This window comes from Kitasatospora sp. NPDC050543 (assembly GCF_044457565.1).
In the GTDB taxonomy this organism is placed as follows: domain Bacteria; phylum Actinomycetota; class Actinomycetes; order Streptomycetales; family Streptomycetaceae; genus Kitasatospora.
The window spans coordinates 152,920-177,672 of sequence record NZ_JBITGZ010000011.1; the positions used below are offsets into that span (position 1 = coordinate 152,920).

The 24,753-nt window shown below is 72.5% G+C and carries 20 protein-coding genes and 2 tRNA genes; 10 read left to right on the forward strand and 12 right to left on the reverse strand.

Features of this window, described 5'->3' with window-relative positions:
* Nucleotides 1-1,995, reverse strand: a complete 1,995-nt coding sequence (locus ACIBH3_RS16495) for a putative bifunctional diguanylate cyclase/phosphodiesterase (protein ID WP_396312655.1) — start codon at nt 1,993-1,995, stop codon at nt 1-3.
* Between the two features lie 325 nt (nt 1,996-2,320).
* The gene (locus tag ACIBH3_RS16500) at nt 2,321-2,746 is read right to left on the reverse strand and encodes an OsmC family protein (protein ID WP_396312656.1); all 426 of its coding nucleotides are present in this window, start codon (nt 2,744-2,746) and stop codon (nt 2,321-2,323) included.
* Between the two features lie 248 nt (nt 2,747-2,994).
* Here ACIBH3_RS16500 and ACIBH3_RS16505 point away from each other — a divergent pair, with 248 nt between their 5' ends.
* Together ACIBH3_RS16505 and lepB are read left to right on the forward strand one after the other, a co-directional pair.
* Nucleotides 2,995-3,345: a chorismate mutase gene (locus tag ACIBH3_RS16505; RefSeq protein WP_396312657.1), complete on the forward strand. Its 351-nt coding sequence runs from the start codon at nt 2,995-2,997 to the stop codon at nt 3,343-3,345.
* Between the two features lie 234 nt (nt 3,346-3,579).
* Entirely contained in the window at nt 3,580-4,347 is a 768-nt protein-coding gene (gene lepB / locus ACIBH3_RS16510) for a signal peptidase I (RefSeq protein WP_396312658.1), read from the forward strand.
* 105 nt (nt 4,348-4,452) lie between these two features.
* Here lepB and ACIBH3_RS16515 read toward each other — a convergent pair whose 3' ends face one another.
* The 3 genes from ACIBH3_RS16515 to ACIBH3_RS16525 all read right to left on the reverse strand — a co-directional run bounded on the left by ACIBH3_RS16515 (nt 4,453) and on the right by ACIBH3_RS16525 (nt 8,273).
* On the reverse strand, nt 4,453-5,493 hold the full coding sequence (locus tag ACIBH3_RS16515; protein WP_396312659.1) for an EamA family transporter: 1,041 nt from the start codon (nt 5,491-5,493) through the stop codon (nt 4,453-4,455).
* Between the two features lie 129 nt (nt 5,494-5,622).
* Complete coding sequence (locus tag ACIBH3_RS16520; RefSeq protein WP_396312660.1) at nt 5,623-7,920, reverse strand: transglycosylase domain-containing protein; 2,298 nt, start codon at nt 7,918-7,920, stop codon at nt 5,623-5,625.
* Nucleotides 7,921-8,199: 279 nt separating this feature from the next.
* Nucleotides 8,200-8,273: transfer RNA gene (locus ACIBH3_RS16525), tRNA-Lys, on the reverse strand.
* Between the two features lie 100 nt (nt 8,274-8,373).
* Between ACIBH3_RS16525 and ACIBH3_RS16530 the strand changes: the two genes are divergently transcribed.
* Nucleotides 8,374-9,237 carry an alpha/beta fold hydrolase gene (locus ACIBH3_RS16530; protein WP_396312661.1) on the forward strand — a complete coding sequence of 288 codons (864 nt, stop codon included), beginning with the start codon at nt 8,374-8,376 and terminating at the stop codon, nt 9,235-9,237.
* Between the two features lie 31 nt (nt 9,238-9,268).
* Here ACIBH3_RS16530 and ACIBH3_RS16535 read toward each other — a convergent pair whose 3' ends face one another.
* The 5 genes from ACIBH3_RS16535 to ACIBH3_RS16555 all read right to left on the reverse strand — a co-directional run bounded on the left by ACIBH3_RS16535 (nt 9,269) and on the right by ACIBH3_RS16555 (nt 14,367).
* A complete protein-coding gene (locus tag ACIBH3_RS16535) occupies nt 9,269-9,910 on the reverse strand; it encodes a GPP34 family phosphoprotein (protein WP_396312662.1) in 642 nt (213 codons plus the stop codon).
* Nucleotides 9,911-10,027: 117 nt separating this feature from the next.
* Nucleotides 10,028-10,101, reverse strand: a tRNA-Lys gene (locus ACIBH3_RS16540).
* Nucleotides 10,102-10,259: 158 nt separating this feature from the next.
* A complete protein-coding gene (locus ACIBH3_RS16545) occupies nt 10,260-12,356 on the reverse strand; it encodes a dipeptide ABC transporter ATP-binding protein (RefSeq protein ID WP_396312663.1) in 2,097 nt (698 codons plus the stop codon).
* Nucleotides 12,353-13,363, reverse strand: coding sequence for an ABC transporter permease (locus ACIBH3_RS16550; protein WP_396312664.1), 1,011 nt, complete (start codon nt 13,361-13,363; stop codon nt 12,353-12,355). Before ACIBH3_RS16550 ends, ACIBH3_RS16545 begins: the two co-directional genes overlap by 4 nt.
* 20 nt (nt 13,364-13,383) lie before the next feature.
* Entirely contained in the window at nt 13,384-14,367 is a 984-nt protein-coding gene (locus ACIBH3_RS16555) for an ABC transporter permease (RefSeq protein ID WP_396312665.1), read from the reverse strand.
* A gap of 373 nt (nt 14,368-14,740) precedes the next feature.
* On the opposite strand from ACIBH3_RS16555, the gene ACIBH3_RS16560 reads away from it, so the two are divergent.
* Entirely contained in the window at nt 14,741-16,444 is a 1,704-nt protein-coding gene (locus ACIBH3_RS16560; protein WP_396312666.1) for an ABC transporter family substrate-binding protein, read from the forward strand.
* A gap of 433 nt (nt 16,445-16,877) precedes the next feature.
* The gene (locus ACIBH3_RS16565; protein WP_396312667.1) at nt 16,878-18,116 is read left to right on the forward strand and encodes a low temperature requirement protein A; all 1,239 of its coding nucleotides are present in this window, start codon (nt 16,878-16,880) and stop codon (nt 18,114-18,116) included.
* Here the strand turns inward: ACIBH3_RS16565 and ACIBH3_RS16570 are convergent.
* Entirely contained in the window at nt 18,092-19,297 is a 1,206-nt protein-coding gene (locus ACIBH3_RS16570) for a LysR family transcriptional regulator (protein ID WP_396312668.1), read from the reverse strand. The two genes, ACIBH3_RS16565 and ACIBH3_RS16570, sit on opposite strands and share 25 nt — an antisense overlap.
* 227 nt (nt 19,298-19,524) lie before the next feature.
* Here ACIBH3_RS16570 and snpA point away from each other — a divergent pair, with 227 nt between their 5' ends.
* The 5 genes from snpA to ACIBH3_RS16595 all read left to right on the forward strand — a co-directional run bounded on the left by snpA (nt 19,525) and on the right by ACIBH3_RS16595 (nt 23,611).
* The gene (gene snpA / locus ACIBH3_RS16575) at nt 19,525-20,172 is read left to right on the forward strand and encodes a snapalysin (RefSeq protein ID WP_396312669.1); all 648 of its coding nucleotides are present in this window, start codon (nt 19,525-19,527) and stop codon (nt 20,170-20,172) included.
* A gap of 319 nt (nt 20,173-20,491) precedes the next feature.
* A complete protein-coding gene (locus tag ACIBH3_RS16580) occupies nt 20,492-21,100 on the forward strand; it encodes a DUF6313 family protein (protein WP_396312670.1) in 609 nt (202 codons plus the stop codon).
* Nucleotides 21,101-21,204: 104 nt separating this feature from the next.
* A complete protein-coding gene (locus ACIBH3_RS16585; protein WP_396312671.1) occupies nt 21,205-21,501 on the forward strand; it encodes a hypothetical protein in 297 nt (98 codons plus the stop codon).
* 451 nt (nt 21,502-21,952) lie between these two features.
* Nucleotides 21,953-23,077, forward strand: a complete 1,125-nt coding sequence (locus ACIBH3_RS16590) for a serine hydrolase domain-containing protein (protein WP_396312672.1) — start codon at nt 21,953-21,955, stop codon at nt 23,075-23,077.
* A gap of 168 nt (nt 23,078-23,245) precedes the next feature.
* Entirely contained in the window at nt 23,246-23,611 is a 366-nt protein-coding gene (locus tag ACIBH3_RS16595; protein ID WP_396312673.1) for a hypothetical protein, read from the forward strand.
* On the opposite strand, the gene ACIBH3_RS16600 is transcribed toward ACIBH3_RS16595, so the two are convergent.
* Nucleotides 23,608-24,672 carry a Scr1 family TA system antitoxin-like transcriptional regulator gene (locus ACIBH3_RS16600; RefSeq protein ID WP_396312674.1) on the reverse strand — a complete coding sequence of 355 codons (1,065 nt, stop codon included), beginning with the start codon at nt 24,670-24,672 and terminating at the stop codon, nt 23,608-23,610. The genes ACIBH3_RS16595 and ACIBH3_RS16600 overlap by 4 nt on opposite strands.
* Nucleotides 24,673-24,753: the final 81 nt, after the last annotated feature.

Sequence of the window (24,753 nt, forward strand, 5' to 3'; positions counted from 1 at the left end):
TCAGTGCGGGTGGACGCGGCCCTCGCGCAGTATGGCGGCCACCAGCTCGGCCGCGCCGGGGCGGGCGAAGTACCAGCCCTGTGCGGTGTCGCAGCCGGTGAGCCGCAGGCGCTCCGCCTGGGCGGCGTTCTCGATGCCCTCGGCGGTGACGGTGAGGCCGAGCGCGTGCGCCAGCTGCACCATCGCGCCGACGATCTGCTCGTCCGCGTCGGTGCGCCGCGAGCGGGGGTCGGGGCGCCCGCCGGGCGCCGGGTCGCGAAAGCCCTCGATGAAGGTGCCGTCCAGCTTGAGCACGTGCACCGGCAGCCGGGAGAGGTAGGCGAGGTTGGAGTAGCCCGTACCGAAGTCGTCGATCGCGATCCGGATCCCCATGTCGGACAGCGCCTGGAGGGCCTGGAGCGGCCGTCCGCCAGGGCCGAGCACCGCACTCTCGGTGATCTCCAGCTGGAGGAGTCTGGCCGGCAGCCCGGTACGCTCCAGCGCCTGGGCGACATCGGCGACGACATCCGAGTCCCAGATCTGGCGGGCCGCCAGGTTGACGCTGACGAAGGTCTCGTTGTCGGGGAACTCGGCCAGCCAGCGCCGGGCCTGACGGCACGACTCCTCCAGCACCCACTTGCCGAGCGGGACGATCGCCCCGGACTCCTCGGCGAGCGGGATGAAGCGGTCCGGCGAGAGGGTGCCGTACCGGGGGTGGCGCCAGCGCACCAGCGCCTCCGCGCCGTGCACCAGGCCGTCGGCCAGGCCCACCAGCGGCTGGTACTCCACGGTGAACTCGCCGCGTTCCAGGGCCGGCCGCAGTGCGGTGGACAGCAGCTGGCGGGTGAGCTGGTGGGCGCCGCGGTCCGGGTCGTAGAGCGTCCAGCGGGCCCGGCCGTCGGCCTTGGACCAGTAGAGCGTGGCGTCGGCGTCCTTGACCAGGTCGGCCGGGGTGGTCTCGTCCACCGGCCGCTCGACCACGCCCACGCTGGCGGTGACCACCAACTGGTGCCCGGCCACGTCGAAGGGGTGCTCCAGCGCGGCGATCAGCCGGGCGGCCAGTGCGGTGAGCTGCTGACTGCCCTCGCTGTCCGTCACCAGGACGGCGAACTCGTCCCCGCCGAGCCGGGCCACCAGCCGGCCCTCGCCGCCGGAGAACTCGCGCTCCAGCCGGGCGGCGACGGCCACCAGCAGCTGGTCGCCGATGTGGTGGCCGAGCGTCTCGTTGATCGCGGCGAAGCCGTCGAGGTCGACGTAGCAGAGCCCGACCCGGCGCACCGGCGGCGGGCCGTCCAGCGGGCCGGCCGGGGCCCGCCCGTCCAGCAGGGAGCCGGTGCCGGTGGCGAGCCAGGTGGCGTCCAGCCGCTCGAAGAAGAAGGTCCGGTTCGGCAGCCGGGTCAGCGGATCGTGCAGGGCCTGGTACTCGAGGCGGTCCCCCAGGCGCCGCTGCTCGGTGATGTCCTCGACCATCGCGAGGGTGTACATCGGCCGGCCCGAGCCGTCGCGGATCAGCGAGATGGTGACGTTGCTCCACACCGTCCGCCCCTCGCGGTGCTTGAGCTGCTTCTCGACCCGCAGCCGGTCCCGCTCGCCGCGGACCAGCTCGCGGTACAGCCGGCGGGGGGTGTCCTCCGGGTCGATGATGTCGTGGATGTGGGTGCGGACCAGGTCGGAGACCTCGCGGCCGATCATGGCGGCGAAGGCCGGGTTGGCCTCGATGATCCGGTCGCCGGAGTCGATCAGGGCCATGCCGATGCCCGCGTCCGCGAAGGCGGCCCGGAACCGGGACTCGCTGGCGCGCAGCGCCGCGAGCAGGCCGTCGGTGTCGCCGCCCAGCGGGGTGGAGCAGGACGGGCAGAGCGCGGGCGCGGCGCGGGCGCCGCCCAGGGTCTGCTGGCTGTACGTCCGGTACGGCCGGTCGACGCTCGTGGCTCCGCCGGCCCCCGGGTGGTGCGGCAACCCCTCGTGCCGCACGCCTTGGTGGTGTGCGTCGGCCCCCTCGTTCTGGCCCGGCACGGCACGCTCCCGTCCGTTGCTGACGCTGATCCGGCCGACCGTCAGGTGCTGCGGGGCCGGCTTCCCGCACTCTGTCCAGGCCCCCGGAGCTCGGTGCGCGGCGTCCCGGTGGGACGCTCGCGTGAAGAGAAGGGCACTGGCCGATCATAAAGCGCCCACACATCCGGCGGTGACCGCCGCGAGAGTGATTCGCCCTGCTTTCGGGTCAACTGTGGTGGTACGTGCGGGGCGCCCCGGGTCTACATCACACCCGCGCGGCAGGGGCGCGTGCGCCGCGCGTGCGCTCCCCGAGCCGGAGTCGGGGAGCGCACGGTCTGGCCAGGCGTCAGGCGAGCTTGGCCGTCAGGGTGATGGTGGTGCCGGTGAGCGCCTGGCTGACCGGGCAGTTGGCCTTGGCGTCCTCGGCGGCCTTGACGAAGGCGGCCTCGTCCAGACCCGGGACCTGGCCGGTGACGGTCAGGTGGATGCCGGTGATGCCGGTGCCCGGCTGGAACGTCACGTCCGCCTGGGTGTCGAGCTTGGTGGGCGGGTTGCCCGCGCCGGCCAGGCCGTGCGAGAGCGCCATCGAGAAGCAGGCGGAGTGCGCGGCCGCGATGAGTTCCTCGGGGCTCGTCTTGCCGTTCGGCTGCTCGGCGCGGGCCGGCCAGGACACCGGGTACTCGCCGATGCCGGAGGAGGCGAGGGTGACTGTGCCGCTGCCCTCCAGCAGGTTGCCTTCCCAAGCGGTGCGTGCGGTGCGGGTGGTTGCCACGATCGGTACCTCCAGTAGTGAGGGGAGTGCTGATTCGTCACTTCCGGCCATGCCGCGCACCAGCCTACGGGCAGGCTCCGCGCCGGCGGGCCTCCTGCCGGCGACTGTCCGCCGGAGTGTCCGGATCGCGGACGGACGGGCCTGACGATGGGAGTTCGCCCCGGCCGCCCTGTTACATTTGCCCGGGCCCGGGCCCGGCCACAGGTCGGCCGGGTGCCATCCCGCCCGACAGCCCCGGAGCCGCCCCGATGACGGACCAGCCCACGACCCCCGACGCCGCCGGCCAGGCCACCGGGCCGAGCGTGGAGATCGACGACGCCGTCCGGGCCGAGCTGACCAGCCTGCGCGAGAGCATCGACAACATCGACGCCGCCGTCGTCCACATGCTGGCCGAGCGCTTCAAGGCGACCCAGCGGGTGGGCCGGCTCAAGGCCGAGCACAAGCTCCCGGCCGCCGATCCGGCGCGCGAGCGGGACCAGATCAAGCGGCTGCGGGAGCTGGCGGCCGGTGCTCACCTGGACCCGGTGTTCGCCGAGAAGTTCCTCACCTTCATCATCGCCGAGGTCATCCGCCACCACGAGGCCATCGCCCGCTCCTGACCCGGGCGGACCCGGGCGGACACAGGTCACGCGGCCTTCGGACGGCCTTCGGACGGCGTTCGGACGGCCGCGCTGCGGCGTTCGCGCGTCGGATGCAGCTAAATGTCTGATTTCGTGACCCTTCACCCTTGGCGTTAGCGTGCAGTCTCCTGGGAGAGGCGGTGCGGCGATGGCAGGCAGGCGGCAGCAGAGCGGGCGGCAGCGACGGACGGCGGCTGTCCGGGGGCGCCTGCGATGAGCGAGACCCCCACCGGCGGCCCGGCCGCACCGTTCCCCGCACCCGGCTCCGACGTGCCCGGCTCCACCCGCGCCTCGCGCCGCGCGGGCGGCCGTCGGCGCCGGGGCCGCCGGGGCAGGGCGCGTCGGCGGCCGTGGTGGATCGAGCTGCCGGCGATGGTCGCGGTGGGCCTGCTGATCGCGCTGGGGATCAAGACCTGCCTGTTCCAGGTCTTCACCATCCCCTCCGGGTCGATGGAGAACACCCTGCGGATCGACGACCGGGTGGCCGTCAACAAGACGGCACCGCTGCTCGGCTGGGAGCCCAGGGCCGGCGAGCCGGTGGTGTTCAAGGATCCCGGTGACTGGCTGCCGCCCAAGGCGGTCGACGGCAACCCCGTCACCAACGCCGCCGGGCAGGTGCTGAGCTTCATCGGCGTGGCGCCGCCGAGGGACGACAACTACCTGGTGAAGCGCGTCATCGCGACCGCCGGCCAGCACGTCCAGTGCTCGGGGACGACCCTGACGGTCGACGGCAAGAAGGTCGCCGAGCCGTACCTGCACCCGGGGGACGACTCCTGCGCCGGGATGGACTTCGGCCCGGTGACGGTGCCCAAGGGGTCGATCTGGGTCGAGGGCGACCACCGCAGCGCCTCCGCCGACTCCCGCTACCACCAGCGCGAACCCGGTGGCGGAGCGGTACCGGTGGACAACGTGGTCGGCCCCGTCGCGGCCGTGGTCTGGCCGGTCCCGCACCTCGACTGGTTCGGCTGGACGGGCCGCTGACCGGAGCACCCGGACCGGAGACGAGGGACCGGAGACGAGGGAGGGGCGGAGCGGGAGGTCGGATCGGCCGACTTCCCGCTCCGCCCCTCCCGCTTCGGGTCCGGGTCAGTCCTCGCTGCCGCCGCCGCGGCCGGTGCGGACGCTGAGGGCGGTGGCTCCGGCGAGTGGCACGGCATCGGCCGGTGACGGCGTCGGCGCGGCGGCGGCCGCCGGGCGCGCGTCCTCCGGGGCGGGCTTGCTGATCTGGGCGGCGAAGGCGCCGGCCAGTACGAGCAGGCCGCCGGCCAGCTGCGGGGCGCCGAGGTGCTCGCCGAGGAGGATCCAGGCCAGCACGGTGGCGACCACGGCCTCCAGGTTGGCCACCACGCCGGCCACCGGCGGCGACAGGTGCTGCACGGCGATCACGCCGGTCAGGTACGCGAGCACGGTGGCGACCAGCACCATCCAGGCCGCGGGCAGCAGCGCGGGCACCGAGTGCCCTGCCAGCGTCACCCGGTGGCCGAGCAGGCCCCAGTCGGCGTCCCAGGGGCGGGTGAAGGCGGTCAGCAGCACCGCGCCGACCAGCAGGCCGTACGCGCTGACCGCGATCGGGTCCACCGGCCGCTCGCCGCGGCTGCCCGCGTCGGCCAGGACGAAGTAGCCGACCTGGCAGCAGGCGGCGCCGAGCGCGAACAGGACGCCGAGCGCGTCGAAGCTCAGCCCGTTCCAGACCTCGACCACGCAGGCGAGCCCGGCCACGGCGACGGCCGCGCCGATCGCCGCGCCCCGGGTGATAGGGCGCCGCTGGACGAACTTCACGTAGGCGATCAGCAGCGGCGGCCCGAGGTACTCGATCAGCAGGGCGACGCCCACCGGGATCCGGGAGATCGCCGCGAAGTAGCACGCCTGGACACCGGCCACGGCGAGCAGCCCGAAGCCCAGCAGCAGCCCGGGCCGCTGCAGTACGGCGGCCCGGTGCTTGTAGGCGAGCGGCAGCAGCACCACGGCGGCGCCGGTCACCCGGAGCCAGACCACGTGCAGGGGCGAGAGTCCCGCCTCGATCAGGGGCTTGGCGGCCGTGCCGGAGCCGCCGAAGGCGATGGCGGAGACCAGCGCGAGGGTCAGGCCCAGTGACCTGCCGCGGGCGAGCGGGTGGGACGTGTGCATTTGCGCATTCTGTCAGCAGGTCCGGCCGGAACGTAAGGTGCCATCTTGGATTTCACTGCTGCACGTTTGTACGCACCGGCTGGACCCGCCGCCCCCGCAGCCCCCCGGCCCGCCGTCCGGGGGGGCTGCCTACGGGAGGGCGGCGTCGTTCGGGGCGGTGACCGGCGGGCCGGTGGGCGGCGTGGTCGAGCCGCTTCCGGTGGCCGTCGCCGCGGGTGAGCGGGTGGGCTGGGCGGTGGGCGCCGGTGAGCCGCCGGCCGTGCCGGGCGCCGAGGAGGAGGCCCCGCCGCCGGCCGGCGCGGACGGACCGCCCGTACCGCCCGCACCGGCACCGGCGCCGGTGGAGGGGGTGGAGCGCCGGCCGCCGTGCGAGCCCGGCCAGGCGCCGGAGCCCGAGCCGGTACCCGACCCGTCGCCGGGCGCGGCCGCACTCGGGGACGCGCCCGCGGGCTCGGCCGCCGGCGCCGAGGGGCCGGCGGTGGGGCTCGCCGCGTCGGGCGTGCCGCTGTCCCCGGCGGACAGTGCGCCGCGGGTGTCGAACGCCGCCACCGGCTTCCCGAACAGGGCGGCCTTCATGTACGCCGTCCAGATCTGCGCCGGGTACTGCCCGCCGGCCGCGCCGTTCACACCGCCGGTACCGCTCAGGCTGACCTGCGCGCCGGTGGCCGGATCCTGTCCGAACAGCGCCACCGAGGTGACCAGCTCCGGTGTGTAGCCGACGAACCAGACCGACTTCTGGTCGTCGGTGGTGCCGGTCTTGCCGGCGGCCGGCCGGCCCAGCCCCTTGGCCCGGAAACCGGTGCCGCCCGGGTCGTCGATGACACCGCGCAGCATCGCGGTGACCTGCTTGGCGCTCTGCTCACCGATCGCCCGGGTGGCCTTCGGCGCGGGCAGCGGGACCTGCTCGCCCGCGTGCTCCAGCGACTGCACCAGCCAGGGGTCGGTCTGCCGGCCGCCGTTGTCCAGCGTGGCGTAGACCCCGGCCAGGTCCAGGGCGCTCGGGGTGGAGGAACCCAGCACGATCGACGGGTGGGCGTCCAGCCCGGGGGTGTCGGCGGGCATCCCGAGCGCGACGGCCGTGTCCCGGACCTTCGCCAGCCCGGTGTCCTGGCCGAGCTGGGCGAAGACGGAGTTCACCGACCAGTCGGTGGCCTGCTGGAGGGTGATCTGGCCGTAGTTCCTGCGGCCCTCGTTCGGCGGGTCGTACGGCACGCCGGTGCCGCCCTTGACCTTGCGCCCGCTGGTGCCGTCGTAGACGGTGCGCGGGGTGACGACCTGCCCGGACTGGGTCTTCGCCCGGCCGTCCAGCGCCGCCGCCAGCGCGATCGCCTTGAAGGTGGAGCCGGCCTGGTAGTCCCGGCGGGTGGCGTTGCTGACGTAGTGCCCGGTGTAGTCGGTGCCGCCGTACAGCGCGACCACCGCGCCGCTCTTCGGGTCGATCGAGACGGCGCCGGCCTGCGCGTTGGCGTCCTGCTTGCGCCGCTGCGGGTCGAGGTTGTCGGTGAGCTGCTTCTGTACGGCGTCCTGGAGGTCCCGCTCGCGCGCGGGGTCGATGGTCAGCCTGATCGTGTAGCCGCCGGCGGCGAGCTCGGCCTCGCTGATGATCCGGTGCGAGGTGAGGTAGTCGGTGGCCGCGTTCACCAGGTAGCCCGCCTGCCCGCCGAGGCCGGGGGCGGCCTGGGCGGCCTTGACCGCGGGGAAGGTGACGTTCGCCCGGTCGGCGGCGGAGAGCCAGCCCTTCCGGACCATCCCGTCGAGCACGTAGTTCCAGCGGTTCAGGGCGTTCTGCTTGCCCGCCGGGGTCGCGGTGGCGACGTCGTAGGCGCTCGGCGCGTTGAGCAGCGTCGCGAGGTAGGCACCCTGCGCCGGGGTCAGTGCCGCCGCGTCCACGCCGAAGTACGCCTGGGCCGCGGCCTGGATGCCGTACGCGCCGCGGCCGTAGTACGAGGTGTTGAGGTAGCCCGCCAGGACGTCGTCCTTGGTCTCGGTGGCGTCCACCTTGATCGCTATGAAGAGTTCCTTCACCTTGCGGCTGATGCTCTGCTTCTGGGTCAGGTAGGTGTTCTTCACGTACTGCTGGGTGATCGTGGAGCCGCCCTGGGTGCCCTGGCCCTTGGCGGTGTTCACGGCGGCCCGGATCAGGCCCGGCACGTTGACGGCGCCCTCGTGGTAGAAGTCGCGGTCCTCGGCGGCCAGTGCGGCGTGCTGCGCGGCGGGGGAGACCTTGTCGAGGCCGACGTTCTGGCGGTTGGTCTGACCGGTCCTGGCGAGTACGGAGCCGTCCTGGTAGAGCCAGGTGTTGCTCTGCGCGGTCGCGGAGGCGTGGGCGTCGGGCACCTGCACCAGGGCGATGCCCAGGGCGAACAGCCCCACGCCGAGCAGCGTCGAGGCGGCGAGGCCGAGCAGGGTCAGCCGCCAGGTGGGCACCAGCCGGCGCCGGCCGGTGCGCCGGGGTCGCCGCCTGCCTCGGGTACCGGTCTTCCTCACAGTGATACGTGGCAACGCGGCGGGCCTTTCCTACGGGCGGATCGTGCCAGCCTGCACAGGTGGATTCGTCAGACGTTAGGGACCTTTGTCCCGTTTACCGATCGATTGCGTCACACCGGGGGTCGACCGGGCCTGGCCGGGGCTCGCGCGGGCCGGGCCACCGCTGCCCGGGAACGCCGAGAGGCCCTCCGCTTTCGCGAAGGGCCTCTCGGTTGTCTGTGCGCCGCCAGGGACTCGAACCCCGGACCCGCTGATTAAGAGTCAGCTGCTCTAACCAACTGAGCTAGCGGCGCCTGCTGACCCGGAGAACAATACACGGTCCCGGCGGAAGTCGGGGCATGGGCCGTCGGCGCGCGGGTGATATGTCCGATGAGTGGCGATTAGGGTGGGCTGGTGTCCAGTCTCCCCACCGCAACGACGGCGGCGTTCGTCCGGATCGACGGGCGACCGGTCCATGTGCGCCGCGAGGGCCGCGGGCCGGTCTGCGTGCTCAGCGGCGGTCTCGGCAGCAGCTGGTTCGACTGGGACCCGGTCCTCCCGCTGCTGGCCCCGTACCGCACCGTGGTCCGCTTCGACCGCCCCGGCTACGGCCTCAGCGCTCCCTCGCCCACCGCGCCCACCCTGGCCGGGGAGGCCGAACGGATCCGCCGGGTGCTGGACGCCCTGGGCCTGCCCGGCCCCTGCACGGTGGTCGGTCACTCGCTGGCCGGCTTCTACGTGGAGGCCTTCGCCCGGCTGTACCCCGACCGTACGGCCGGCCTCGTCCTGGTGGACGGCAGCACCGAGCCCGCCCCCAGGCCCCGCCCGGCCCCGGCGCTGCGCGACCGGGCGGCCCGTACGGTCGCCGCGTCCGCCACCGCGCTCGGTGTGCCGTACCTGCTCGGGCCAACCGCGCGGCGGCTGACCGCCCGGGTCACCACCGTCCGCCGCAAGGACCTCGCCCCCGACGCCCTGGTGCGCCGCTGCTACCGCACCGGCCGCGTCCTGGGTGCGATGCTCCGGGAGAACGGCCGCTACCTGGACCTGGCCGCCGACCTGGCCGAAGTGCGCCGCGCGGCGCCACTGCCGGACGTACCGGCCCTGGTCCTGGCGGCCGACCGCGGCCGGGGCTCGCGCCACACCCGCCACTGGCTGGCACGCCAGAGCGACCTGGCCGCCACGCTCGGTGCCGAGTTCCGTACGGCCGCCCCGTCCGGGCACCTGCTGATGTACGACCGCCCGGACGCCGTCGCCGCGGCGGTCCTGGACGCCGGCTGAGCCCGGGCGCCGCGCTGTGCCGGGGGCCGGTTCAGCCCGAGGAGCCGTCGGCCGAGTCCGAGTTCAGTACGCGTCGGACGGCGGCGGCGATCGGCAGTTCCCGCATCAGGACCCGGACCGCGCGCCGGGCCGGCGCACCCTCCGGGCCGGGGAGGACCCGCCGCTCCAGCCGGCCGGCGGCGATCAGCCCGGCCAGCTGGCGGTCCCGCGCGTCCGCCGCGCCGCCGGGCGGGGTCAGCGCGGCCGCCCGGACCCGGGCGCCGATCTCCCGCACCGTCTCCGGTGACGTCGAGACGAACCGGCGGTAGGGGAGGAACCCGAGCAGCCGGCGCGACTCCACGGTGACCAGCCCCTGGGTGACCAGCGAATCGAGGTAGCCGTCCGCCGCCTTGAACGACGTCCGGCGCACGGTGGCGTCGAGCCCGGCCCCCCGGCGCCGCTTGCCCGAGTCGCTCAGCCTGGCCAGCACGGCGGCGCCCGCCGGATCGCTCGCGCCGAGCGGCTGGAACCCGGTGATGTGCCGCTTCTCCACCGTGATCGCGCCGCGGACCAGCAGCTCGGCCAGCACAGCGCCGGCGATCACCCGGTGGAAGTTGAGCGGCTGTCTGATCCGCCCGGTCCGGGGGTCGGCGCACAGGAGCAGCAGCTCCTCGGGGAGCGGGCGGCGGGCCATCGGCGTCTCCTGTCCTGGCCGGCGCATCCGGCACGGGGCTTCAGTGTGCCGGGCCGCCGGTCGTGCTGGGAACGCCGAGAGGCCCTCCGCTTTCGCGAAGGGCCTCTCGGTTGTCTGTGCGCCGCCAGGGACTCGAACCCCGGACCCGCTGATTAAGAGTCAGCTGCTCTAACCAACTGAGCTAGCGGCGCCTGCTGACGCGGAAGACATTACACGCAGTGCGCCGATCCGCCGAATCGCAGCGGCCCGGCCACGGTGGGTCACCGTGGCCGGGCCGGAGTGGGAAGTCGGACCGGCCGACTTGCCACTCCGGGCGCCCGGCCCGCGCCGCCCGGCGCGACGGGCGTGGTCAGGCCGGCTCGGGGTAGTGACAGGCGGCGGCGTGGTAGGCGAGCGGGGCGTCGGCGGGTGCGGCCAGCGGCGGGGCCTGCTCGGCGCAGCGGGTGCGCCGCCCGGGATCGAGCAGGGCGTGGACGGGGCAGCGGGTGCGGAAGGCGCAGCCGGTGCGGCGTTCGGTGGGGGACGGCGGGTCGCCGGCCAGCAGGACGCGGGTGCGGGTGCGCTCGGCCGCCGGGTCGGGCAGCGGCACGGCGGAGAGCAGCGCCCGGGTGTAGGGGTGGCGCGGGTGGTCGAAGACGGCGGACACCTCGCCCTGCTCGACCGTCCGCCCGAGGTACATCACGCTGACCCGGTCGGCGAGGTGCCGGATGACCGACAGGTCGTGCGACACGAACAGGTAGGCGAGGCCGAGTTCGGCCTTGAGCCGCTGGAGCAGGTTGAGCACCCCGGCCTGGATGGAGACGTCCAGCGCCGAGACCGGCTCGTCCAGGACGAGCAGCTGCGGCTGGACGGCGAGGGCGCGGGCGATCGAGATGCGCTGGCGCTGTCCGCCGGAGAACTGGTGCGGGTAGCGGGTGGCGTGCGCCGGGTCGAGCCCGACCTGCCGCAGCAGCTCGGGTATCCGGCGGGTGATCAGCTCGCGCGGCGCCTGCTGGGCGCGCAGCGGTTCGGCGATCACGTCGCCGACCGGCATCCGGGGGTCGAGGCTGGCCATCGGGTCCTGGAAGACGATCTGGAGCTCCGAGCGCAGCCGCTGGGCGGCGGCCCGGGAGAGCCCGGCGGTGTCCTGCCCGAGGATCTCGATCCGTCCGGCTTCGGGCCTGGCCAGGTTGAGCAGCTCGAAGAGGGTGGTCGACTTCCCGGAGCCGGATTCGCCGACCAGCCCGAGGGTCTCGCCCTGGCGGATGTCCAGCTCCACGCCGTCCACCGCGTAGAGCTCGCCGACCTTGCGCTTGAGCACGGCTCCCTTGAGCACCGGGAAGGTCTTGGTCAGTCCGCTGACCTTCAGGACGGGCGCGCGCTCCGCGCGGGGAGCGCGCGGTGGGGTGCCGGGCATCGGTGGGACGGGGTAGACCTCGGCCGGTGCGGGCCGGCGTTCGGCCAGCTCGGCCGAGCGTACGCAGGCGGCGAGGTGGGTGTCCGGGCCGCTCAGCGCGGGCTCGGTGGTGCGGCAGCGGTCCTCCGCGAGCGGGCAGCGCTCGGCGAACGGGCAGCCGGCGGGCAGGCCGGCCATCGGCGCGGGGGCGCCGGGGATCGGTACCAGCGGCCCGCCCCGGCCGTCCAGCCGGGGGACGGCGCCGATCAGCCCGAGCGTGTACGGGTGCCGGGGCGCGCTGAACAGCTCGTCCACGGCGGCGGTTTCGACCACCCGGCCCGCGTACATCACGGCGACCCGGTCGGCCATCCCGGCGATCACCCCGAGGTCGTGGCTGACCAGGACGAGGGCGGCGCCGGTCTCCCGCTGCGCGGTGCGCAGGACCTCCAGTACCTGGGCCTGGATGGTGACGTCGAGCGCGGTGGTGGGCTCGTCCGCGAGCAGGATGTCGGGGTCGTTGGCGATCGCCATGGCGATCATCGCGCGCTGGCGCATGCCGCCGGAGAACTCGTGCGGGAAGCTGTCCAGGGCGCGTTCGGGCCCGGGGATGCCGACCAGGTCGAGGAGTTCGGCGGCGCGCCTGCGGGCGGCGGGCCGGTCGAGGTGCTGGTGGATGCGCAGGGCTTCGACGATCTGCTCGCCGATCCGGTAGACGGGGGTGAAGGCGGACAGCGGATCCTGGAAGACCATCGCGACCCGGCTGCCGCGGATCCGGGCCAGTTCGCGGCCCGGCAGGCCGACCAGCTCGCGCCCCTCCAGCCGCACCGAGCCCTGGACGCGGGCGGTGCCGGGCAGCAGGCCGAGGACGGCGAGCGCGGTGACGGACTTGCCCGAGCCGGACTCGCCGACGATGCCGAGGGTCTCGCCGCGTCGCAGGGTGAGGTCGACGCCCCGGACGGCGGGGACGACGCTGCGCCCGCGGGCGGCGGTGAAGTCGACGCGCAGGTCCCGGACCGTCAGGAGGTCGGCGGCGAGGCCGGCGTCGGGTTCGGTGTCGAGGGCGGTGCTCATGTCGTTCCCCGGTCGTTGCGGCGGGACAGTGCGGTGAACCGGGCCCGCCGGGGCGGCCGGGACGGCTCGGCGGGCCGGGCGGACTCGGAGGTGGGGTCGAGCGCGTCGCGCAGCCCGTCCCCGATCAGGTTGACGGCGAGCACGAACAGCACCAGCAGCCCCGCCGCGAAGTAGAACAGCCAGGGGAAGACCGGGGCCTCGGACGTCCCGGCGGCGAGCAGGGTGCCGAGTGAGACGTCGGGGGCGCGGACGCCGAAGCCGAAGTAGGAGAGCGCCGTCTCGCTCATCACCGCCCCGCCGACGGCGATGGTCGCGTCGATGATCAGGAAGGAGGCGACGTTCGGCAGGATGTGCCGCAGGATGATCCGCAGCGGCCGTACGCCCATGAAGCGGGCGGCCCGGACGAACTCCAGGTCCCTGAGCGAGATCGTCATCGAGCGGACGACCCTAGCGGTGATCATCCAGTTGAACAGCGCGAGCAGCGCGACGAAGGCGATCCACCCGGCGCCCCTGAGCTTGGGCGAGATGATGGTGATGATCAGGAAGCTGGGGAACACCAGCATCAGGTCCACCAGGAACATCAGCAGGCGGTCCGTCCAGCCGCCGAAGTACCCGGCGCAGGCGCCGACCAGCGAGGCCAGCACGGTGGAGAACAGCGCCACCAGCAGGCCGATCACCAGCGACTTCTGGAGGCCGCGGACGGTCTGCGCGAAGACGTCCTGGCCGACCCCGTTGGTGCCGAACCAGTGTGCGGCGGACGGCGGTTGGCGCAGCGCGGTGTAGTCGGGCGTGGCGTAGTCCCAGGGCGTCAGGTACTGGCCGCCGAAGGCGAGTGCGAACAGCAGCAGGACGATGGCCGCCCCGGCCAGCGCCCAGCGCGTGGCGAGCAGCCGGGCGAGCACCAGTCGGGCACGCCCGGCGACCGGGCTGTCGGCGGATGCGTCGGGTGAGTCGGGTGTGGTGGGTGTGGCGGGTATCCCCGCGGGCTCGGCGATCGGACTGGTCATGGCACTTCCGGCGTCGGTCATCAGTGGCGCACCCGGGGGTCCAGGGCGGCGTGCAGGGTGTCCGCGAGGAAGCCGGAGGCGAGCACCACCACCGCCGCGAACAGGTTGACCGCGACCACCGCGTTGACGTCCTGCTCGTTGATCGACTGGATGAACCACTCGCCCATCCCGTGCCAGCCGAAGATGGTCTCGGTGAAGGCCGCGCCGGTGAAGATGCCCAGGAAGCTGTAGGCGAACATCGTCGACATCGGGATGACGGCCGTCCGCAGCCCGTGCTTGAGCAGCGCGCGGTTGCGGGTCAGGCCCTTGGCCTCGGCGGTGCGCAGGTAGTCGGAGCCGAGCACGTCCAGCATGGTGCCGCGCTGGTAGCGGCTGTACGTGGCCAGGCCGCCGAGGGCGAGCGACAGGGTGGGCAGCAGCAGGTGCAGCGCCCAGTCGCCGAGGTGGGCGCCGAGGCCGCCGGTCAGGCCGGGGGTCTCGTACCCGGTGAAGGGGACGACCTCGTGGCCGGCGATGTCCTTGGCGGCGATGGCGCCGTTCTTGAGGAAGAGCGCCACCAGGAAGACGGGGGTGGAGAGCAGGACGAAGGAGAGGACCGTCAGCGCCCGGTCGGAGATCCGGTACTGCTTGACGGCGCTCCAGGCGCCGGCGGCGACGCCGAGCGCCATGCCGAGCAGGCTTCCGATCAGCAGCAGGCGCAGCGAGACCCAGATCCGGCGGCCGAAGTCCTCGTTCACCGGGGTGTCGTGGATGGTGCGGCCGAGGTCGCCGCGCAGCAGGAGGCCGCCCGCCCAGTGACCGAAGCGTTCGACGACCGGGGTGTGGTCGTTGATGTTGAGCGCGGTGAGCTGGCGGTCGACGGAGGCGGGTGCGGGCCTGGGCACCTTGGACTCGAAGTAGGCGCGCGGCTGGAGGGCGGCGCAGGAGAGCGCGTAGGCCAGGAAGACGGCGGCGACCAGCAGCACCGCGTAGTAGCTCAGGCGCTTCGCCAGGTAGCGGATCATCAGCCGCCGCCGGGGGCGGGGGTGTTGTTCGGGTGCCTGGTGGGCATGGCGATCCGGCCTTCGCTCGGTGGGGGTGGTCGAGGCGGTTCAAAGCGGTGCGTCGGGGTGGCCGAGGCGGCTTCGGGCAGTGCTTCGGGTGCGGCCGACCCTGGTGGGGCAAGCCGCAGGGCAGAGTCTTGCACCGCTCCACGGCCGCGGTGTTGCGGCGGTGTTGCGGCCCGTGTCGATCGGATCAGGGCTGCTGTCGGTCCTCTGGTACTCCTCCTGATCCGCTGTTACGTTCGGCTGGCCGGCACCGACTTGGCTGCCCACGCTCAAGTGTCGCCACACCTGGCGGCACGCAACTCGTCGAAACTCGCTGAGGAGATCCCTCATGGACGCATCCACCACCGCCCGCCGCTTCAGTCGGGTGGCCGCGACCGCCATCGCCGTGGCCCTGGCGGCGACCGCCTGCACCTCGGGCAGCGGTGGGTCGGCCGACAACGTGGTCAAGAGCGAGGCGCCGAGACAGGACTCCCAGGACATCAACGCCAAGCCGTTGGAGCAGATCAAGGACGGCGGCGAGGTGCGCTTCCCGCTCTACCAGTGGATCACCCAGTGGAACCCGTTCCAGGTCGACGGGCGCTACGGGGACGGCGTGGAGATCATGCGGGCGGTGGAGCCCAGCCTGTTCTCCGTGGACGCCACCGGCACCTTCCGCCCGGTCTCCGACTACCTGCTCGACGCCAAGGTCACCTCCACCTCGCCCCAGGTGATCACCTACAAGCTCAACCCCAAGGCCAAGTGGTCCGACGGCAAGCCGCTGAGCTACCTGGACTTCAAGGCCGACTGGCAGGCCAGCAACGGCAAGGACCCGGCCTACAACATCGCCGACTCCGCCGGCTACGAGCTGATCTCCGCGGTCGAGCAGGGCGCGGACCAGGGCGAGGTCAAGGTGACCTTCTCGCAGCCGTACGCGGACTGGCAGAACCTGTTCCGCCCGCTGATCCCGGCGGCCGGCATCGCCACCCCGGAGGACTTCAACCAGGGCTGGGTAGAGAAGATCCCGATCACGGCCGGCCCGCTGAAGATCGGCACGGCGGACAAGACGGCGCAGACCATCACCCTGGTGCCCGACCCCAACTGGTGGGGGCAGAAGGCCAAGCTGGACCGGATCACGTTCCGGGTGATGTCCCAGTCCGCCACCACCCAGGCCTACCTCAACAACGAGATCGACGAGGCCACCGCCGGCACCGCGACGGCGTACGGCCAGCTCAAGGACGCCAAGGACACGGTGATCCGGGCCGCCAGCCCATGGGACGAGGTACACGTGTCGTTCGGCGGGGGCGGCGCGCTGGCCGACCAGAAGGTGCGCCAGGCGCTGGGGCGGGCACTGGACCGGCAGTCACTGATCAAGATCGCAAACAACGGGGTGCCGATCGAGTTCAAGCTGCTCGGCAACCACATCTACATGCCCAACCAGACGGGCTACCAGGACAACTCGGGGGACTGGGGCAGGTTCGACCTCGGGGCGGCGAAGAAGCTGCTGGAGGACGCCGGATGGAAGGACGCCGGCGCCGGCCAGCCGCGCACCAAGGACGGCCAGCCGCTGGAACTGCACTGGGTGTTCAACGACGCCGCCCCGCAGGCCCAGGTCGACCTCGCCACGGCCGCCCAGTCGATGTGGCTGGCGGCCGGCGTGAAGGTCGTCATCGACAAGGTGGCCGGTAACGACTTCTTCACCAAGTACGTCAACACCGGCAAGTTCGACATCGCCAGCTGGCGCAACACCGACTCCTTCCCGCTCTCCAGCAGCCTGCTGAACTTCAGGCTCCCGCAGGGCGACAACGTGTTCGGCAACTTCTCCAAGCTGGGCAGCGCCGAGATCGACGCACTGTTGCAGAAGGCCGCCGGCTCGGTGGATCCGGTGGAGGCCGCCAAGCTCTACAACCAGGCCGACGCCAAGATCTGGGAGCTCGGCCACACCGTCGAGCTCTACCAGCGCCCGACGGTGCTGGCGGTGCGCAAGGGACTGGCCAACGACGGTGCCTTCGGGCTGGCCAGCCTGGACTACGCGAAGGTCGGCTGGGAGAAGTAGGGCGGCAGGCGCGGGCACGGGCGTAGTTGCGGGCGCGGGCGAAGGCGAACGCACGGGCGAAGGCGCTGGCGAGCAGCGCGGTGATCACGAGGCCGGGGCGTGGGCACGGAGGGGTCGGCATTGCGCCACCCCCCTTGTCCCGCCGCCGGCCTTGACCTTCCGCGTTGCCCGCAGGCCGCCCGTGTCGTCGTTCCACTTGATTCCAATCGGTGACGAATCTAGCGGGCGATCGGCGTGCACAGGACTTCCGGCGCGGGGCGCGCCCGGATCCGGTCGAGCTGTCACCCGGTTCGCGCACCGTTCCGTCAACTATGGCTGACGGTACGGCAAAACGGTCGAAACGGGGAGATCCGGCGTGCCGCAGCGGTGCGTGCGCCGAGGCCCGCGCGCTGCCAGGATCACCCGAGACAGCATCCGTCCCGAAGGCGAGGCCATGGCCAGCGAGTCCGCCGCATCCCACCCGCCCCAGCAGCCCCGCCCGTCCGGCTCGTCCAGCCCGGCGGACCTGGCCTACGACGACTCGCGTCCGGTGCGGCCGATGGTGCCGCGCAGCCGGGACGAACCGCACCGCGTGGCGACCCCGCTGGAACTCTTCTTCGACCTCTGCTTCGTGGTCGCCGTCGCCCAGGCGGGCCGCGAACTGGCGCACGACCTCGCCGAGAGCCACCTCGCCGCCGGCCTGACCGGCTACCTGCTGGCCTTCTTCGCCATCTGGTGGGCGTGGATGAACTTCACCTGGTTCGCCTCCGCCTACGACTGCGACGACGTGCCCTACCGGGTCACCACACTGGTGCAGATCGCCGGCGTGCTGATCCTCGCCGCCGGGGTGCCCCGGATGTTCGCCGACCACGACCTCACGCTCTCGGTCATCGGCTACGTGGTGATGCGCCTGGCCATGGTCACCCAGTGGCTGCGCGCCGCCGCCGGCGAGAGCGGCCAGGCCCGGACGGTCGCGCTGCGCTACGCGGTCGGCATCACGCTCTGCCAGATCGGCTGGGTCGTGGTGCTCACCCTGCCGGAGAGCACCCGGCCGGACGTGATCCCGCTCGGGGTGCTGGCCGAGCTCTCGGTGCCGGTCATCGCCGAGCTGCGCACCCAGACCACCTGGCACCCGCACCACATCGCCGAGCGCTACGGCCTGTTCACCCTGATCGTGCTCGGCGAGACGGTGTCCGCCGCGACCATCGCCGTACAGTCGGCGGTCGACGAGCACCGGGCGCTGTCCGAGCTGATCCCGCTCGCGGCCGGCGGTCTGCTGATCTGCTTCTCGGCCTGGTGGATCTACTTCGCCCGCTCGGTGCACGAGCATCTGCGCTCCAACCGCCAGGCATTCCTGTGGGGTTACGGCCACTACCTGGTGTACGGCTCGGCCGCCGCGATCGGGGCCGGTCTGGAGGTCGCCGTCGAACACGCCGTCGGCAACGCCCACATCTCGGCGACCGCCGCCACCGCCACGGTGACCGTCCCGACCGCCGTCTATCTCTTCACCGTCTGGTTGCTGCACTCCCGGCACACCAAGAGCGGCGTCGCGCAGGTGCTGGCGCCGGCCGCCGCCGTGGTGGTGCTGGCCTGCACGGCGTTCGGTGACGACGGCGTACTGGCCGCGGGCCTGGTGAGCGCGCTGACCGTCGCGCTGGGCGTCGCCCTTCACGCGCGCGAGGGCCGCCGGTAGGAACGCGTCCCGACGGACTCGGGCACCCTGAGCCCGAGCGGCGCGGGGCCCGGGCACGGGATGCCGGGGTACGGCACGCCCGGGTACGGCCCGCCCGGGCGCGAAGGCTCCGGGGCGAGGTCCGGCGGCAGTTCGCGCGGTACGTCGCGCGGGAGATCCGGCACGAGGTCGAGGTCGGCCATGAGGTCGAGGTCCGGCACGAGGTCCGTCGACGGCAGGGGCAGCGGCGGGCCGAGCAGGTGCTGAAGGGTGCTGCGGTGCCGCCGCAGCCAGGCGAGGTACGTGGGGTTGACCCGGGCCAGGCCGATGTAGGCGGCGCGGAGATCGCCGTACAGGGCGTCCAGTGCCGGGGCGCTCAGGGCGCTGGAACGCCAGGCCAGCAGCAGCCGTACCGCGAGCGGGTCGCCCTGGACGGGCCGCACCACCGTGCCGGGCCCGGCCAGCGAGGTGGGCTGGCAGGGGCGGACGGCCTCCCCGGAGGCGACCAGCTCGGCGGCCGTCACGTTGTCGCGGACCTGCACCACGCGCGGGTTGAGCCCGGCCTCGGTGAACATCCGGCGCATCGCCGCGTACTCGTGGTCGGCGCTCGGGTCCACCATCCAGGTGTCGTGCGCGAGGTCGGCGAGCCGCACCTCCGGCAGCGCGGCGGCCGGATGCCCCACGGACAGCGCGACGAACTGCGGCTCGCGGGCCACCAGTACGCGCTGCTCCGCCTCCTGCGGCACCCGCAGCGGGAAGCCCTCGCTCTCGTGCACGAGGGCGACGTCGAGCTGGTCGTCCGCGACCATCCGCAGCAGGGCGTTGGCCGAGATGTCGATGTGGATGGTGGTGTCGGTCTCGGGTAACCGGTCGTGGACCCGGCGCAGCCAGGCGGCCACCGCGCGGCTGCCCACGCTGCCGATCCGCAGCCGCCGCTTCTCGGCGCCGGCCGCCTCCTGGCGGGCCGCGCTGACCAGCGCGGCCATCTCGGTGATGATCGGCCGGGCCCGGGACAGCACCGAGTGGCCGAGCGCGGTGGGCCGGCTGCCGGTCCGCTCACGGGTGAACAGCCGCCCCCCGATGGAGCGTTCGATGCGGTGCAGCTGGGTGGTGAGGGACGGCTGGGTCATGCCGAGCCGCAGTGCGGCCTTGCGCACACTGCCGGTGTCCGCGATCGCGCACAGCACGCGGAGGTGTCTCACGTCGAGCTCCACCTTCGGAGCATAACCACGGCACAGCGCTGTCGCCAGGGACATGTCAGAGGGTGAGACTGCCGGGACGCCCTGTCATCGGGGCTATTGGGCGGGGCTATCGCCGGTTGACATCATCCGCCCGGCCGCCGCGCTGGATGAAGCTCTGTGTTCAACAGTTCAATCCGGTTCCGAAGTCGCCCCAACGGCTGCGGAACTCGCGAATCGGAGTCCCCCACATGAACCGTTCCATGACCGTGCTCTCGGCTGCCCTCGGACTGGTCCTCGCGGCCGGTGCCGCTGCCGTGCCCGCGTCCGCTGCCACCACCGCTGCTCCCCGGCAGGGGTACGTGGCCAGCTCGTACGAGGGCTCGGCCGCCGAGCAGGCCAACAACGAGGCCTTCTACGAGGCCGTGATGAAGTCCGCCCTGGCCAAGCAGGAGGCGACGCCCTTCCTCAAGGCCGTCACCGTCACCTACGACCCGAGCTCCGCACCGTCCTTCGCCGGCGAGATAGCCCGCAGTGCGCAGATCTGGAACAGCTCCGTGCGCAACGTCCAGCTCCGCGCCGGCAGCAACGCCGACTTCCGCTACTACGAGGGCAACGACGAGAGCGGCTCGTACGCCAGCACCGACGGCCACGGCGGCGGCTACATCTTCCTCGACTACAGCCAGAACGAGAAGTACGACTCCACCCGCGTCATCGCCCACGAGACCGGCCACGTGCTCGGTCTGCCCGACCACTACTCCGGCCCGTGCAGCGAGCTGATGTCCGGTGGCGGCCCCGGCACCTCCTGCACCAACGCGTACCCCAACTCCCGGGAGAAGACCCGCGTCAACTCCCTCTGGGCGAACGGCCTGGCGGCCGCCGTCCCGGCAGCCGGCTGACCCCGGCGGCACTCACACACCTCTGCGCCCGGCCCCCAGTCAGCGGGGGTCGGGCGCAGAGCCGTGCCCGCGGCGGGCCGGACGGCCGGCGGAGCTAACGAATCCGTCACGCCCGGTGGGAATCCGGCGCCCGGCCGGGAGGGCGTTGGCAGCATGAGTGATCCGATGACGCAGACCGACACCCGCTCGCTCGCCAGGCCGCAGCGTCGGGTGGAGGTCGACCGCACGGACGGGAACCCACACATCCATGCTCTGGCCGCCGCCGCCCGCCGCCCTGACGCCCCCTCCGTCCGAGTCGCGGGGCGACCGTCTGCGGCGGGTGTTCAGGTCACGCAAGGCGCTGGCGGGCCTCACCCAGTGGTTCATCGACTTCGCCGTGTTCCTGCTGGTCATGGCGGCCAGCTACGTTGCCGCGGGAGTCACCCAGGGGTGGAGTGACACCTACAAGGTGCTCACCGGGAACCTGCCCGACGCGGGCAGCCCGGTCCCGTTCGCCAGCTGGGTCGTGTCGATCATCGGCTGGCTCGTCGCACCGGCGCTGATCGGTGGCCTCGCCGGCCATGTCATCGCGACCCGCATCGCGAACTCGAAGGGTCTGACCACGAGTTCGCCCTTCGGCAAGCGCACCTTGGGGGACCGGCTCCGGCCACCCGTCGCGATCACGTGGCTCGGCAGCGGATTCCACGCGACCCCCGGCGACGTGCACTTCCTTGAGTGCTTCGTCCGGCAGGCCCACAAGAACGACTGGCGGACCGCCCAGGACCACTGGGAGGTGGCCGTGGCGGCGGTGATGCGCACGTCCGAGTACGCCAATCTGGGCAGGGTCGAGACGGTACGGGCCGCGGAGAGCTTCTGCCGGATCATCCTTCGCCTGCTCGGGACGATCGGCGAGTGCCCGGTCTGCGATGCCAGGCGACCCGGTCCGTGATCCGGACGATGACCGGTCCGGGAGCCCGGACGATGACCGGCCTGCGAGCCGGGCGATGAGCGGACCCGGCCGCCGTGGCACACCGAGGGGAACGAGGATTCGCAATGTCCCAGAACCGAAGCGCCGTTGAGATCGCGCGGTCCATGCTCGGCATGCTCTACCCCGACGCCACGGAGGAGGGCCTGAGCGAGGCCGCGCAGCTGGTCGTCCGATGGGGATCGGAGGGGCTGGGGAACGACCTCGACGCCGAACTGTCCGAGACCCTGGCCGAGGATCTGGCCGACATCGCCGGATCCTCCGCCCGCTCCGACGACTTCGTCGGCGAGAGCCACCGAGGACAGGCGCCCCACCGGCGCTGGCGGCTCCCACGGACCGGGCGCGGCGGCGCGGTGCCGGACTGAGCCGCCGCGAACACGCCACTCGCAACACGCTCGCGCGAACCAGGACCGACCGGCCTCAGGCGTCCGAGAGGCGGGGCGGGCACCAGCCGGCATGAGTCCGCGTGATCCTTGAGTTCTCTACGCTCAGTCGTCAACTACGGCCACGGGCATGCTTCGTACGGGCACGCCATCGACGCCTTGTCGCCTCTTCTGCGGTTCGTCGGGATGACGCGCTCTTACGAGCCCCGCCCGAGCTTCGGCAACCTTGGTCAGGACCTCGCCAGGCACAGACCTGGCGAGGGGCAGGACGGTGTGGGGTGGGGACAGCCCCCGTATCAACCCGGGTGTCAGCAGGCTGGGCGACGGGTGCGGCGGCCCGGCACGCTGGACTCGAACGGTACGGGCAACAGAGGCAGGAGCAAGAACGGTGATAGCACGTGCACGGGCCGCGGCGCTGTGGGCGGGAGTCTGCATGGTGGCGGTATCGGGGATCTGCCCGGCGGCTGCGGCGGAGCGGGCGCCGGCCTCACCGCCCGCCGCTCTCCAGGAGGCCCTGGAGCAGGCAGTCGCGGACGGCTTCCCGGGTGCCGTGGCGTATGCCAGGCGCGGAGAGCGGGAGTCACGGACGGCGGCCGGGCTCGCGAACAAGGCGAGCGGCGAGCACGCCCGGCCGGACCACCGGTTCCGGGCCGCCAGTAACACCAAGTCGTTCGTGTCGACGGTGCTTCTGCAACTGGAGGGCGAAGGACGGCTCTCGCTCGACGACAGCGTGGAGAAGTGGCTGCCCGGCGTGGTCCAGGGAAACGGCAACGACGGCGCGGCCATCACCATCCGGCAATTGCTCAACCACACCTCGGGGATCTACGACCCCGCCACCGAGCCGGAGTTCTTCGCCCCCTACCTGGAGCGCCACGAATGGGGTTACGTCTACACCCCGCGGGAGGTGATCGCCCGCGCCGTCCGGCACGAGCCGCTGTTCGCGCCCGGCGGCGACTGGGCGTACTCCAACACCAACTACCTGCTCGCCGGTCTGGTGATCGAGGCGGTCACACGTCACAGCGCGCCCTCCGAGATCCATCAGCGGATTCTCGCCCCGCTCGGCCTGAAGGACACCTCCTTCCCGCTGACCGACCCGGCCATTCACGGCCCTCATCTGCACGGGTACGACCTCAAGGGACGGGACGTGACCCGATTCAGCCCGTCGTACGACTGGACCGCCGGCGCCATGATCTCCACGGTCGACGACCTGGCCCGTTTCCACCGGGCCCTGTTCACCGGCAAGCTGCTGCGCCCCGCCCAACAGCGCGAACTCCTGACCACGGTGCAGTTCCCCGGCAAGCCGGCGTACGGACTGGGCGTGCAGCGCGAGGACGTGTCATGCGCATCGGAGCCGGACACCAAGCCGATCAGTGCCTGGGAGACCGACGGCGCCGGACCCGGCTTCATGAGCGTGTCCCTCACCACCGCCGACGGTGAGCGACAGCTGGTCCTCGCCGTCAACGTCTACGACCTCGGTGCGGACCTGAAGAAGGAGCCGCCCATCCCGCTGGCCACGGGGGGACTGATGAAGGCGCAAGTGGCAGCCCTGTGCGACTGACGTGACGTTACGACACCGCGGGCGACGTCGCACCGCGCGCGGCGCAGGACCCGCCGGCGAGGTGGACCTGTTCCTCTACCTCTACCTCTACCTTGCCGCCGCTCTTGTCACCCCATTTGCCGGTCGGTCTAAGCTGTGAGACCGGTCGGAGCGTGGGGAGTCGCTGGCATGGGTGGTTGGGTGTGGATGGTGATACCCGCCGTGGTGATCTTCGGTGGAGCGGTCGGTGAGAACGTCCGCGGCGCGCTGAGGACCCGCCACGAGCGGAAGCTGGAGCTGGCCAAGGCCGCCGAGCGGAAGCAGCTGGCGCTGGAGGCGGCGAACCGCCCGCCCGAGCCGGTCTGCGGCTGCACGCACCACCTCGCCAAGCACGACAAGGCCGGCCGGTGCCACGAGGTGGTAGAAGCCCCGACCGCGTGGGACGCCGAGCGCAAACCCCTCCAGTACGAGGCCCGGCAGTGCAACTGCCAGCAGTACATCGGCCCGGAGCCGCTGGGTACGGTCTTCGCCCAGGAGCTCACCGACCTCGGCTAGACGTCCCCGAACTCCCCTGCGGCGGTGGCCCGGACGAAGTCACGCCAGGAGGCGGTGGAGAAGAGAAGGGCGGGCCCGGTGGGGTTCTTGGAGTCCCGGACGGGGACGGTGCCCTCGGCGGCGAAGTTGTAGGCGGTCTCGACGCACTGTCCGCCGTTGCTGCCGGTGTAGGAGGACTTGAACCACTGGGCGGTCGTCAGGTCGGGTCGGGTCGGCCTCATGTTCAGCATTCCTTCCATGGAGCGGCGGATGAACCGCGCGGATTCCGGAGCCGAGAGGGCGGCGGCCCGCAACCGATCGTAGGCCTGCGCCCGCTGGACCAGCTGCTCCGGAGCATTGCCAAAATGTCCTCGGTTCAAGCTCTCCGAGTAGATCCACTCCGTCCCGCCGGGAAACGTCAGCAGGGTCATTCCTCCGTTGGACAGCGTACGGCCGCCGAGGGAGAACGGCGCGATCTGAATGATGATGTTCGGCCGCCGGCCGAGCTTCAGCAGGTGGCTGAGCTGCTCGTACATGATCTCCGGCCCGCCGACGATCCGGTGCAGGGCTGACTCGTCCATCACGACGATCAGCAGCGGTGCGTCCCAGCCGCCGAGAAACCGTTCCTGCCTGGCCAGTCGGCCTGCCAAGCGCTCCTTGATCAGGTCGGGATCACCCGCCGCGTCGCCCTCGCTGAAGAGCGTGCGGGCGTAGGCGGGGGTCTGGAGCAGACCGGAGATCCAGGTGGGCTGGTACTCACGGACCATGGTCGCCTTCGCCTCTCGCTCGGCGAACAGGCGGAACCAGTCGGGGTGGTCGATCTCCTGGTACCAACCGACCTTGCCCCAGATCCGGTGCAGGAAGGTTCCGGTGCCGAGCACGACGTCGCAGGCCTTGACCAGGTTCTCCTGCGGCACCCTCCGCGCCAGTTCGATGTGGGCGATCAGCGAACGGTCGCAGGGGATGCGCGCTGCCAGGTCGCCCTGGCTCATTCCCGCCTGCTCGCGGGCCTCGCGCAGTTCGGAGCCGAAGAACCCGGGAGCGCAGATGCCTTTGCGTGGTTCGATCCGGTGGCCGGCCATGGTGTACCCCCTCGGCCGCGCACGGCCTGTCAGTGGTCAAGTGCGCGCCACGCTACGTCCGTACCCGCATGCTGCGGGGGC

Excerpts from the sequence above, each read along its gene's own strand:
- ACIBH3_RS16505 (WP_396312657.1), top strand. The coding sequence starts at position 2,995 with ATGACGGACCAGCCCACGACCCCCGACGCCGCCGGCCAGGCCACCGGG.
- lepB (WP_396312658.1), top strand. The coding sequence starts at position 3,580 with ATGAGCGAGACCCCCACCGGCGGCCCGGCCGCACCGTTCCCCGCACCC.
- ACIBH3_RS16515 (WP_396312659.1), bottom strand. The coding sequence starts at position 5,493 with ATGCACACGTCCCACCCGCTCGCCCGCGGCAGGTCACTGGGCCTGACC.
- ACIBH3_RS16535 (WP_396312662.1), bottom strand. The coding sequence starts at position 9,910 with ATGGCCCGCCGCCCGCTCCCCGAGGAGCTGCTGCTCCTGTGCGCCGAC.
- ACIBH3_RS16545 (WP_396312663.1), bottom strand. The coding sequence starts at position 12,356 with ATGAGCACCGCCCTCGACACCGAACCCGACGCCGGCCTCGCCGCCGAC.
- ACIBH3_RS16550 (WP_396312664.1), bottom strand. The coding sequence starts at position 13,363 with ATGACCAGTCCGATCGCCGAGCCCGCGGGGATACCCGCCACACCCACC.
- ACIBH3_RS16555 (WP_396312665.1), bottom strand. The coding sequence starts at position 14,367 with ATGATCCGCTACCTGGCGAAGCGCCTGAGCTACTACGCGGTGCTGCTG.
- ACIBH3_RS16560 (WP_396312666.1), top strand. The coding sequence starts at position 14,741 with ATGGACGCATCCACCACCGCCCGCCGCTTCAGTCGGGTGGCCGCGACC.
- ACIBH3_RS16565 (WP_396312667.1), top strand. The coding sequence starts at position 16,878 with ATGGCCAGCGAGTCCGCCGCATCCCACCCGCCCCAGCAGCCCCGCCCG.
- snpA (WP_396312669.1), top strand. The coding sequence starts at position 19,525 with ATGAACCGTTCCATGACCGTGCTCTCGGCTGCCCTCGGACTGGTCCTC.
- ACIBH3_RS16585 (WP_396312671.1), top strand. The coding sequence starts at position 21,205 with ATGTCCCAGAACCGAAGCGCCGTTGAGATCGCGCGGTCCATGCTCGGC.
- ACIBH3_RS16590 (WP_396312672.1), top strand. The coding sequence starts at position 21,953 with ATGGTGGCGGTATCGGGGATCTGCCCGGCGGCTGCGGCGGAGCGGGCG.
- ACIBH3_RS16595 (WP_396312673.1), top strand. The coding sequence starts at position 23,246 with ATGGGTGGTTGGGTGTGGATGGTGATACCCGCCGTGGTGATCTTCGGT.
- ACIBH3_RS16600 (WP_396312674.1), bottom strand. The coding sequence starts at position 24,672 with ATGGCCGGCCACCGGATCGAACCACGCAAAGGCATCTGCGCTCCCGGG.